Source organism: Micromonospora sp. NPDC023633, from assembly GCF_040640035.1.
In the GTDB taxonomy this organism is placed as follows: domain Bacteria; phylum Actinomycetota; class Actinomycetes; order Mycobacteriales; family Micromonosporaceae; genus Micromonospora.
On the sequence record NZ_JBFABB010000011.1, the window covers coordinates 89,484 to 100,855 of the forward strand.

Annotated in this window: 9 protein-coding genes and 2 pseudogenes; 6 read left to right on the plus strand and 5 right to left on the minus strand. The window is 68.6% G+C overall.

Translation table 11 applies throughout. The features are described from left to right. Positions 1 to 86 precede the first annotated feature (86 nt). Genes AB0G13_RS05415 through AB0G13_RS05425 form a run of 3 tightly spaced genes read left to right on the plus strand, consistent with a single transcriptional unit; the run spans position 87 to position 2,567 of the window. Positions 87 to 1,289, plus strand: coding sequence for an IS110 family transposase (locus AB0G13_RS05415; RefSeq protein ID WP_357869274.1), 1,203 nt, complete (start codon positions 87 to 89; stop codon positions 1,287 to 1,289). Between the two features lie 45 nt (positions 1,290 to 1,334). Next, positions 1,335 to 1,613: a hypothetical protein gene (locus AB0G13_RS05420; protein WP_357869239.1), complete on the plus strand. Its 279-nt coding sequence runs from the start codon at positions 1,335 to 1,337 to the stop codon at positions 1,611 to 1,613. Positions 1,614 to 1,670: 57 nt separating this feature from the next. Next, positions 1,671 to 2,567 carry a CU044_5270 family protein gene (locus tag AB0G13_RS05425; RefSeq protein WP_357869242.1) on the plus strand — a complete coding sequence of 299 codons (897 nt, stop codon included), beginning with the start codon at positions 1,671 to 1,673 and terminating at the stop codon, positions 2,565 to 2,567. A gap of 300 nt (positions 2,568 to 2,867) precedes the next feature. Here the strand turns inward: AB0G13_RS05425 and AB0G13_RS05430 are convergent, their stop codons facing one another. The 5 genes and pseudogenes from AB0G13_RS05430 to AB0G13_RS05450 all read right to left on the minus strand — a co-directional run bounded on the left by AB0G13_RS05430 (position 2,868) and on the right by AB0G13_RS05450 (position 7,287). Beyond that, positions 2,868 to 4,361, minus strand: a complete 1,494-nt coding sequence (locus AB0G13_RS05430; protein ID WP_357869245.1) for an FAD-binding oxidoreductase — start codon at positions 4,359 to 4,361, stop codon at positions 2,868 to 2,870. Between the two features lie 163 nt (positions 4,362 to 4,524). Then, a pseudogene (locus AB0G13_RS05435) lies at positions 4,525 to 4,698 on the minus strand (phosphohydrolase); the annotation flags it as partial. A gap of 46 nt (positions 4,699 to 4,744) precedes the next feature. Beyond that, positions 4,745 to 5,242, minus strand: a complete 498-nt coding sequence (locus tag AB0G13_RS05440) for an IS110 family transposase (protein ID WP_357869247.1) — start codon at positions 5,240 to 5,242, stop codon at positions 4,745 to 4,747. 575 nt (positions 5,243 to 5,817) lie between these two features. Continuing rightward, positions 5,818 to 6,969, minus strand: coding sequence for a hypothetical protein (locus AB0G13_RS05445; RefSeq protein ID WP_357869250.1), 1,152 nt, complete (start codon positions 6,967 to 6,969; stop codon positions 5,818 to 5,820). A 6-nt stretch (positions 6,970 to 6,975) separates the two neighbouring features. Next, positions 6,976 to 7,287 (minus strand): hypothetical protein, encoded by a 312-nt coding sequence (locus AB0G13_RS05450; RefSeq protein ID WP_357869253.1) that lies wholly within the window; start codon positions 7,285 to 7,287, stop codon positions 6,976 to 6,978. Positions 7,288 to 7,348: 61 nt separating this feature from the next. Between AB0G13_RS05450 and AB0G13_RS05455 the strand changes: the two genes are divergently transcribed. From AB0G13_RS05455 to AB0G13_RS05465, 3 genes and pseudogenes are all read left to right on the plus strand, one after another. Beyond that, positions 7,349 to 9,697 carry a DEAD/DEAH box helicase family protein gene (locus tag AB0G13_RS05455; protein ID WP_357869256.1) on the plus strand — a complete coding sequence of 783 codons (2,349 nt, stop codon included), beginning with the start codon at positions 7,349 to 7,351 and terminating at the stop codon, positions 9,695 to 9,697. 96 nt (positions 9,698 to 9,793) lie between these two features. Then, positions 9,794 to 10,360 (plus strand): hypothetical protein, encoded by a 567-nt coding sequence (locus AB0G13_RS05460; protein WP_357869258.1) that lies wholly within the window; start codon positions 9,794 to 9,796, stop codon positions 10,358 to 10,360. 2 nt (positions 10,361 to 10,362) lie between these two features. Continuing rightward, positions 10,363 to 11,046 (plus strand): annotated as a pseudogene (locus AB0G13_RS05465) (nucleotidyl transferase AbiEii/AbiGii toxin family protein). Positions 11,047 to 11,372: the final 326 nt, after the last annotated feature.

Here is an 11,372-nt window from a genome sequence, read left to right on the forward strand (position 1 = left end):
TGTCCGCAAGCCGGGAGGCTCTTCGTAATGTGGATGTGGCGATCGGTGCCGTGGGACGGCCGGGCGACGACGACCGAAGGAACCATGTGATCGACGTCAGCGACATCGGAGTCTTCCTCGGCCTCGACGTCGGCAAGGGCGAACACCACGCCACCGCCGTCACTCCCGCCGGGAAGAAGGCGTTCGACAAGCGGCTGCCCAACAGCGAACCCAAGCTCCGCGAGCTCTTCGGCAAGCTGCAGGCCAAACACGGGACCGTGCTTGTTGTGGTTGACCAGCCGGCCTCCATCGGAGCCCTGCCGCTCGCGGTGGCCCGCGACATGGGCTGCCCGGTCGCCTACCTGCCGGGACTGACGATGCGACGGATCGCCGACCTCTATCCCGGCGAGGCCAAGACCGACGCCCGCGATGCCTTCGTCATTGCGGATGCCGCCCGTGTCATGCCGCACACGCTCCGCTCGGTCGAGGTCGAAGACGAGACCATTGCCGAGCTGGAGATGCTCGTCGGCTTCGACGACGACCTGGCCGGCGAAGCCAACAGGATCAGCAACCGGCTCCGCGGCCTGCTCACCCAGATCCATCCACACCTGGAGCGAGTTCTGGGTCCTCGCGTCCAGCACCCGGCCGTGCTCACTCTGCTGGAGCGGTTCGGCTCTCCGGCCCAGATCCGCAAGGCGGGACGGCGACGCCTGATCAGCCTGCTCCAGCCGAAGGCACCGCGGATGGCCGAGCGACTGGTCGAGGACATCTTCACCGCGCTGGACGAGCAGACCGTCGTCGTCCCGGGAACGGAAGCGACCGCACTGATCGTCCCAAGCCTGGCCAACTCGCTGGCCTCCGTCCTCGATCAACGCAAGCTGCTGGCCGGGCGCATCGAGGAACTGCTGGAGAACCACCCTCTTTCGAAGGTCCTGACGTCCATGCCGGGGATCGGCGTCAGGACCGGAGCCAGGATCCTCATCGACGTTGGCGACGGCAGCAGCTTCCCCACCGCTGCCCACCTCGCCGCATACGCGGGTCTTGCCCCGGCGACCCGCAGCTCAGGGTCGTCGATCCGCAGCGAACAGCCTTCCCGGCGCGGAAACAAGCAGCTCAAACGGGCCTTCTTCCTGTCCGCGTTCGCGGCGCTCGCCGACCCAATCTCACGGGTCTACTACGACAAGAAGATCGCCCAGGGCAAGCACCACACCCAGGCCCTGCTCTGCCTCGCCCGACGCCGAGCCGATGTCCTGTTCGCCATGCTCCGCGACGGCACCTTTTACGAGCACCGGGCTGTGGCCGCGACTTGACGCAGCCCCTTGTCCGTCCAGCACCGCCCATGATCCGCTCTGTTCATGAGCGGCGAGGACTCCGAGCACATGAAGACCATCCGTCGTTGGCTCGCCGGCGAAACGGTCAACAACACCGTCGGCATCAAGATCGTCGGTGGCCCCTTCGAAGGCCGAACCAAGATCGTTCACCTCCACCAGGACGGGACGCCGCCCTCACCCCTGCGGGCGACCGGCGGACCAGCAGGCCCGACGCGTCATATCTACGAAGCAGTCCGCTCCTCAGACTCCCCGTCGGGCTGGATCTACACACATCTGCGAGCCGAGCCGACCGCCAACAGCTAACGCACAGCCCCAGCAGCTTGACCAAACACATAGGGGCACCCCCCCCGCGTGCCGGCCATGCCGGCGGTGCGTCGGCAGGCACTACGGCACCATCTGATGAACGAGATCGACCGGACGGCCCGGCGGCCACGGCAGATGCTGATCCTCGCTCCGGCTGCCGGCGTGCTGGCGGTCGCGGTCGCGGCCGGAGCGATCGCCCAGCCGTGGGCGCCGGACAGCGCGCCGCTGATCGTGACCGTCGAGCAGGGGGAACGCAGCGGCGCGACGTTGTTGCTGAACCGGATGGCGGCGGCCGCCGACAGGCCGGGACCATCGTCCGGCGAGGGCGAGTACGTCTACATCAGGAGCCGCGGTGCGTTCGCCGAGCTGGGTGACGGCCCGGCGTGGCTGCAACCGGTGCACGAGCGGGAGATCTGGATCCCACGCAACGAGCGCGGTGACGGCCTGCTCCGGCAGCCGTTCTTCGACATGCCGATCATCGGTGTGATACCGGAGCGGGAGACACTCACGAACGTGACGCCGAACGCGGAGCTCGTCGATCTGCCCAGCGATCCGGACGCACTGCTGGCGAAGCTCTACCGGGAGGGCGACGAGCGTGGCCGTGGCACCAGTCGTGACGGCGCGGCGTTCACCGCGATCGGCGACATCCTACGCGAGTCGCTGGTGCCGCCGCAGACGAGCGCAGCGCTTTACCGGGCTGCGGCGAAGATCCCGGGGGTCGAGGTGGTCCGCGGGGTCACCGACGCGGCCGGGCGGCGAGGGATAGCCGTCGCGCACACCGAACGGAGCCGACGCAACGAGTGGATCTTCGATGAACGGACGTATGAATACCTCGGTGAGCGCAGCTATCTCGTGGCGGCCACCGCCGACGGGCCGGCCGGGACAGTGCTGGGCACGACCGCGGTGCTGCAGCGAGCCGTGGTGTCGAAGCTCGGACAGCGCCCAGAGAGGTAGCTGTCGAGCAGCCGGCTGCCACAGGTCAAGGCGCAGGCGGCACCACCAGGCGTACGAAGCCGGCGGCTCGCGATGCCGACGTCGCCACCGCCATGCCGCGCATCAGCGTCTCCGGTTTAGAGCCTCCATGTGACTCCGGGTGATCTTGGTGGGCAGGGTGGAGTGGGTTGTACGGCAGAGCGGTTCCGCTGGAACCATCTGCGCGCCAGAAGTCCGCGTCCTGGTTCTCCTGGAACCAGGACGCGGGCTCAAGTGACTCGGCGGTGCGGGTGGTGCCACCCGCACCGCCGGTCGCCCAGGTCAGTGCGTCGCGGGCGGGATGCTCTGCTCGTACTGGAAGACGTTGTGCGGGTCGTACTTCGCCTTGATCTTGCGCAGCCGGGGGAAGTTGCGCCCCCAGTAGGCGGTCTCCCACTCGGCCATGCCGATGTTCGGCACGTTGACGTAGGCGCCGTCCACGTAGGGCCGCAGCGCCTGGCTGAACTCGGCGATCCAGGTCTGGGCGATCGGGGTGATGGCTTGGTCGCTGTTGGGCTCGCCGCGGGTGCCCCAGCCCACACCGGGCTCGGAGTAGAAGAGCGCGTCGCGGTGCGGGAACGCCGCGCCGCCGAAGGGCTCCTGTCGTTGGGCACCCCTGCCGAACGCCTGGGTGAAGAAGTTGCTGTCCGGTGACGGGGACTTCTCCATGAACTCACGGACCACGCTGATCGCCTTCTCCGGGAATGGCTCGCGGGTGAACTGGGAGAAGAATTTCCAGTTCGCGGGCTCGTCCTCGGTCGGGATCTGGAAGTCGGCGTAGACGTCGCCCCAGCCGCCGATCTGCACCGTGACCGTGGGGTTGCCGATCGACAGGATCGGCGCCAGCAGCCTCCGGGCCTCCGCCTCTGACCCCTCCGCGAGCACTGCGAACAGCAGGATCTCGTTCGGGTGGACCTCGACCTGGCTGCCGAGGCGTGGGTCGGCGAAGGGTGCGACGCGCTGCCAGGTGTCGAAGACCTCGTGCAGGTCGTCGAGGCCGGGCCAGGTCACCTGCAGGTAGGCGACGCTCGTCAGCGGAGCCACCTGATAGGTCAGTGAGGTGACGATCCCGAAGTTGCCGTTCCCCGCTCCGCGCAGCGCCCAGAGCAGGTCCGGGTGGTTCCACGGGTTCACCTCGAGCACCTTCGCGCCGTTGGCGCCCGCCGCGACAACGATCTCCGCCCCGATCAGGTTATCGCAGGCCATGCCGAGGTAGCGGGTGAGGAACCCGAAGCCCCCGCCGAGGGTAGCCCCGGACAGGCCGACGCTTCCCTCCGTTCCGGTCGTCGCCGCGAGGTCGTGCTCCCCGAGCGCGGTCACCGCCTCCAACTGGTTGAGCCCCGCGCCGACCTTTGCCGTGCGGGCGGCGGTGTCGATGTGGACGTCCTTCAGCTCGCTGACGTCGATCACGATGCCGTTGTCGACGTTCGACCAGCCTTCCAGGCTGTGCCGGCCGCTGCGCACCCGCAGCGCGACGTCGTGCTGCCGTGCCCAGGTGAGGGCGTTGACCACGTCCTGGGTTTCCTGGGCGAAGACGATGACCAGCGGATAACGCACGAACAACTCGTCCCAGCCGATGCTCGCCTGCGCGTAGTCGGGGCTCTGCGGGCGGACGATGCGTCCGGTCAAGGTCGCGGGCGGGTACATCGCGTCGGACGAGCCGATGCCGTCCGCCGCGACCGCCGAACTGCCGCCGACCAGCACGCCCGGCAGGGCGACCGCCCCGGCGCCAACCGCTGTCGCCCGGAGCAGATCGCGACGGGAAAGGTCACGCATGGTCAAATCCTCTCAATCGGCTCATACCAGGCAAATCGACTAGGAAGTCTCTTGGTTCGCATCTGGTGCAAACCAACCGTAGGGCCGGCATGCGTCCCGAAGATCCGAGAACTTGTCGCAGAACCCGGTCGGGTGACGGCCTGGTCTGCTCAGCTGGGAGGGCCGGCTGGTCCAGGAGGGCGCTGAACCGTTCCTCGGCGAGGTCGAGCTGGCCGAAGATGTGCCGCTTCACCGCCGGGGACAGCGGAGTGTCCGGCCGGCCGATGAGGTCCCGAAAGAGCGGCACCAGCGGCCGGTACTTCCGCGCTGACGAGGCGCCCTTCGGCCCGACCGTGTGGGAGTCTCTACGCGAGTTCGCACAGCACCACCTCTGCTGCGCAGATTCAGCGCCTTCTCCAGGGCGGGCTGATCATGGTCAGTAGTTCCTGGATGCGGGCGGTGATGCGTACCCGGTCGGCGACCAGGTCGAGGCGGCGGGAGACGAGCAGTTTCAACTGCTGCTGCACCCCGTCCGCGAGGGTGAGGGTCGGTAGGTCGCCGCGCATGCGCAGGGTCTGGGCGATGACGTAGGCGTCGTGGGCGTCGGTCTTGCGCTCGCCGTGGAACGCCTCCGCCATCCGCGAGGTGACCGTGCCGCTGACATAGCGCACGTCCGCACCCCGCTCGAACAGGACCGCCAACAGCAGTGACGCGGGTCCACCGCGTAGGTCGACGGCCCAGCGGATCGGCTTGCGGCGTTTGCCGAGCCGCCCGGCTATGCCGGAGTCGGCCTGCTGGTCGTTGGGGATCTTCTCGGACATCACCACGGTGCCGTCGTCCTCGATGACGCACACGTGGTGATGGGTCTTGCCGACGTCCACGCCGGCCCACAGGCTGCCCACCGGGCATCACCCTTGTCGGTTGTCTGGTCAGGGGCGTGGACCCGCCGCGGTTCAGTAGCCACAACTTCGGAAAGGGCGATCGGTCGCAAGTCTCCATCCAGTGCTGATACAGCGGTCATCAGCGAGGGCCGGGCGTCCTACTCCAAGCTGGCCATGACATCAGCACACACCCAGACAGTCACCCGACCCTCCGGGTCCACCCCAGCAAACGACACGGTTCGATGTCTGGTTGCGGGTCCGGACGGACTCCTGGAGTCTGCTGCCGTTGGCGTCGGCTGTCCGGGGCGTCACGCCGGTACGCCCCTGCGGCCTCACGATCTTCCCCACACTCTGGCGATGGTCACCGGGTGGCGAACTATGCGTCACCCCGACAAAGCCGCACGGGAGAGAGAACCACGGCATGACGGCGGTATCGGGCCAGCGGTCGACTGCGGTGAGCTCGTCGGTCGCCGGGCAAGCACCGCACGACCGAGTCTGGGCCAGGATCAGCCGCACCAGCTTGATGATGTGGTCGTGGTCGCGTCGCCAAAAAGCAGGGACATGTGTGGGTGTGGGCGGCGGTCGCTCCGGTCTGTTCAGGTATCGAGGCCTGCGAGGTTGAGGCGTTCGAGCAGGCTGGGCTTGCGGGCGTGCACCGCCCGTAGCTCGGCCAGCCGGTTTCGGAACGATGTGCTGTCTCCGTCGCGTTCGGCGAGGTCGCGCAGGTCGATGAGGAGTTGAACAGCGGCGTCGTACTCGCGGGGCTTCTTTGTGGCAATCGAGGTGTCCACCCGCTGCCATGCGGCGGGTTGGTCGCTCGCGAGGGTGTCGAGGTGTCGTTGCCGGGCGGCTGCTGCGGACCGTTCCCTGCGAGCCCGGTCGCGTTCGCGCTGCTCGGCGTCCCGTCGCTCCCGTTCGGCGCGCAGGTCCGCGGCGGTGGCGAGCAGTTGCCCAGCGGTACGGGCGGCCGTCGGGGTGGACGCGTCGGTGGGATGCGCGTCGTGGTAGCGGCGCAGCAGTCGGCTGCGTAGGTGGCTCTCACCGCCGGTGATCAGGTCGGTCAGGACGGCGTCCTTGTCCCTGGCGGGCAGTCCGACGACCCAGGTGCGTATTTGCGCGGCGGTCGGTTCACCGGAGGCGGGCGGCGCCGACCCGGCCGCCGCGGCCGCGATTAGGTCGGGGTCGATGCGCAGGAATTCGGCGACGGCGGTGAGGGGCGCGTCGAGGGTCCCTAGTCCGGCGGGGACGGGCGGCTCGGGCTCGTCGTCGGCGATCTCCTCGGACTGTACGCAGCGCAGCCAGGCCAGGTAGAGCAGGCGCAGGTCGCCGGCGGCGAGGCCGGCCCGGACCGGGATGATCGAGGCGAGCAGACCGTGGCCGTCAAGGTCCCACTCGTCGGTGCCGTCCTCGTCCTCGTCGTGGAGGTCGATGATGACGTGCATGCCGGCGGTCCACGCGGACGCCCTGTCACCCCGGCAGTACTGGGCCACGGTGGCGGGGTCCAGCACGTGTTTCGGTAGCCGCAGCATGAGCTGGCGGGTGCCCCAGTTGGCCAGGTACAGGTGCGCGTCGAAGTACCGTTCCATCAGCGTGCGCGGGTCGCCCTTGAAGTTACCCCACTCGTAGGTGTTCACGAAGCTGGTGGCGGTGATGTCGGCCCGGGTCGACAGCGACCGCAACTCGGCCTGGTCTCGGGAGGTGAGGGGTCGGTCGACGGCGGCGAATTCGTAGTACTGGTACTCACTCACGGGGGCCTACCTCCCGGCCCAGTGCCGGTAGGCGTCGATCCACGCGGTGCCGCCTGGCGCGGGGGTGGGTAGCGACAGGTCAAGGAGGTCGATCCTCTGCCGGTGGCGACCTCGGGTGCAGACCGCGACGATGGTGTCCGCGGTCAGGTCGATCTTGCGCACGGTGACCTCGACGCCGAGGACGGTGGTGGTGAACGGCACCGCCAGATGTTCCTCGATCATGGTGAACAGGCCGGTGAGCTGTTCGTCGTCACCGTACGCATCGACGGTGGCTTCCTCGATCATCGCCTCTAGCGCGGCGTTGCCCTTCGATGCCATCGGCGGAGGATATCGGACCGGTGTCAGGGTGTGCGGAGCCCGATGCGCGAGGATGGTCGGCATGGGTTCGGTGGCCGAGCTCGTCGATCTTCGGCGGGAGGTGGAGCGGTTACGGGCGGAGAACGCCCGACTGGGACGTCTGCTGGAGCTGCGCGGCCAGGACACGACTGCGGCGCCGGAGCAGTTGTCCGCGCCGGTTGAGCCGCCAGGGCTGGTCACCATGGCTTCGCCGACCCGGGACAAGCTGGCGCTGTTCGCTGACCGGTTCCGGGCCCGGGCCGACGTGTACGCCGTGCGGTGGGAGAACGCCCGTAACGGCGCTGCCGGGTGGATGCCCGCGGTCGTCGGCGGTTGGCGTAAGGGTATGGACCGGCGCGGTGCCACCTACCTGGCCCGCACGCCGGAGGTCGTCGCGGCGCATCTGGTCGGCGACGTGTTCATGGGCCTGTACCCGCTGATGGCTGGCAACACCTGCCACTTCGTCGTGGCCGACTTCGACGGGTCGACGGCGATGCTCGACGCCCTCGCGTACGTGAAGGCGGCACGGGCCAGCGCGGTGCCGGCCGCGTTGGAGATATCCCAGTCGGGCCGCGGTGCCCATGTGTGGGTCTTCTTCACCGGCGCTGTTCCCGCGGCCACCGCGCGGGCCGTCGGCACCGTTCTTCTGCGCGAGGCGATGGTGCTGCGCGGGGCGATGGATCTGCGGTCGTACGACCGGCTGTTTCCCAACCAGGACGTGCTGCCTGACGGCGGCTTTGGCAACCTCATCGCCGCACCGCTACAGGGCCGCCGCCGCAAGGACGGACTGACCACCTTCCTCGACCTCGGCACGCTCGAGCCGTACGCCGACCAGTGGGCGTTCCTGTCGACGCTGGACCGGCTCAGCCCCGGCGACGCCGAACACGTCGCCCGGCAGGCCAAGCAAGCCGTGACCGGTGCCGATGTCGCCACGATGAGCCGGTCCGCCGCGACCCAGGTTCACCCTCCGCTGCCTCCGGTGCTCCACGCGGAGGCCGGCGCTGGGCTGAGCATCGACGCCAGGCAGCTCACCTCCGCCGCACTGGCGACGTTCAAGCATGCCGCCGCCATGGTCAACCCCAAGTTCTACGAACTGCAACGACTACGCAAGTCCACCTGGGACACCCCACGCTTCATCCAGGGCTACGACCTCACCCTCGATGACCGCCTGATCCTCCCGCGCGGCCTACGACACACCATCGCCACCATCGTCGAGCACGCCGGGTCGCGGCTGGCCCTCACGGACGCACGAAACTCCGGGACCGAGATCGACACCGCGTTCACCGCCGAACTCACCGGTAAGCAGGCCAACGCGGTCGGCGCGCTTCTCGCCCACGACGACGGGATTCTGGTCGCTCCACCGGGCTCCGGCAAGACCGTCATGGCCTGCGCCGTGATCGCCGAACGCAACACCTCCGCCCTCGTCCTCGTCGACCGCAAAGCCCTCGCCGACCAGTGGCGCATCCGCATCGAGCAGTTCCTCGGGATCAAGCCCGGGCAACTCGGCGGCGGCCGACGCAAGCTCACCGGCAGGGTGGACATCGCGCTGCTGCCCTCCCTCGCCCGGCGCGACGACGTCGCCACCCTGACCCAGGGGTACGGGCACGTCATCGTCGACGAATGCCACCACCTCGGCGCCGCAGCGTACGAGCACTCGGTCAAACGGATCGCCGCGCAGTTCTGGCTCGGCCTCACCGCCACCCCCACCCGACGCGACGGCCTCGGCCAACTCGTCACCTGGCAACTCGGACCCGTCCGCCACACCCTGACCGACGAGGAACAAGGCACCCTCGCGGCAGCGATGCACGCCGACGCCGGACCCCGTCGAGCGCTGCTCATCCACGAGACCGCATTTCAGCCCGGCGACGTCGACCTTGACGCGCCCGGCGCACTCGCCGAGGTGCACCGGCGACTGGCCATCGACAAGCCCCGCAACACCCGGATCGCCGATGATGTCGCCGTCGCCCTGACACGCGGCCGCAACTGTCTCGTCCTGACCCGACAGGTCGCCCAGGTCGAGGCACTCACCGCTCTGCTCGCCGCACGCGGACATCAGGCGCTCGTACTCCAAGGCGCGATGAGCACCAGCGAACGACGGGCCACCATTGACCGGCTCGACGGCGCCAAGGCCGGCGACGGCCTGCTCGTCATCGGCACCACACCGTTCATCGGTGAAGGCTTCGACGCCCCCGCCCTCGACACCCTCTTTCTCGCCGGCCCGATCTCCTACGACGGCCTACTCGTCCAATGCGCCGGCCGCGTCATCCGCGCCGCGCCCGGCAAGGACCTCGCCGAGGTCCACGACTACCACGACCCGGCCACACCCATCCTCGCCGCCTCACTCCCACGCCGCATGCCCGGATACCGGGCCCTCGGCTTCACCAGAACATGAGTGCATCCGATCGCGATCACTATGGCTGGTCCCGCCGGTTACCCGGATATGACCGAAAGCCAAGCGTGCTGGGCCTAGCGTTGTAGGCTGACGGGTATGGGCCGGTTCTCTGAGGACGAGCTGCATGCGGTTGTCTCCAGGTACGAGGCGACACGCGCGGAGGCGTTGACCGAGCGGGACGAGCAGCTGCGGGCGTTTCACGCGGCCGGCTGGCGGCCGGTGGATCTGCAGCGGGTCACCGGATACAGCCGGGAGACGATCCGGCAAGCCTTACGACCGGAAGTCCGGCGGGCGACCAACACCAGCCGACGCAGGACATCACCCCAGCCGCCGGCGGACTACCGGCCCTACGGTGACCGGAAGCCCTACGTAGTGGCCGAAACCCTTGCCGCACTGCACGGCCCGACCGAAGGCAGGGTTACGCTTCCGCGTCATCTCGACTGGTCCGGGCACGCCGAGTACGACCTGAACCGGACCGCACGCCTGGCCAGCATGTACAAGGTGGTGCTCACCGAAGCCAGTACGGTCGAGGATCTGAACACCTGGCTCGATGCCGACCTCCTCCGGCGGCTCTGGCCCACCCTCTGGCTGCCACCCCAGCTCCGCCAGCACTGGGAAGAGACCTTCCCCGAACTCGCCGCGACCCGCAGCAACGCGGCGTAGCGGTGGATCCGTTCCACGAACGCCTCGCCCGTACCGGGCTCGGGGCGGCCGATCGATACGGCTTCGCTCTGGCCGGCGGTTACGCGGTTCAGGCCGCCGGGCTTCTGGAGCGGCCCAGCGAGGACGTCGACCTGTTCACCGCCTGGGACCGCCGCGACGAGTTCACCGCCGCGGTCGCCGCCGTCGTGCACGCCTACCGGGACGACGGCCTGACCGTCGAGACCGAGCGGCAGTACGACACGTTCGCCCGGCTGCCTGTCACCGACGGTGTGCGGGTTTCCAAGGTTGAACTCGGCGTGGACTGGCGTGCCAACGAACCGATCCTCATGGCGATCGGGCCGGTACTCCACCCGGACGACGCGGTCGCGAACAAGATGAGCGCCCTCTACGGGCGAGCATTCGCTCGTGACTTCATCGACATCGATGCCACGCTCCGATCCGGCCGTTACACCCACGAAGCTCTCCTCACCCTCGCGTAGCGCGCTGACCGTGGTTTCGACCGACGCGTCTTCGCCGACGCCCTCGGACAAGCCACCCTGCTCGACCCGGACGACTTCGCCCAGTACGGGGTCGCCGACCGAGCGCTGGACGATCTCCGTAGCCGATTCGCCGAATGGCGCCGTGAACTGCTCGACGAGGAGGAACCCGCCGAGGATGACCCGGCTCGCGACTCGCGGCAGCGATAAGCCTGCACCCGCAGGACCCACAACGTTCCAGCTGATCTTCGGCAAGCGATCGCAGCGAGCCCGCGAAGCAATCGGCATGCACAGGCAGAGAACAGAAAACCGCAGGTCATCGGCCCGCGGACACCGGCGGAGCGTCGGGTTAGGAAACCGATGCTCTATCCCCTGAGCTACGAGGGCGCGAGGGCCTAGTCTAGCGACCTGCGGGTTCACATGGGGTGGCAGGGAGTGCCCATCGACGCGCTAGCCTCGCTGGCAATCGCCGAGCTGGAGGTGGCCAGTGACCAAGTGGAGCCCGCGTCGGCGTTGGGTGGTCGTCGTGGTGACGG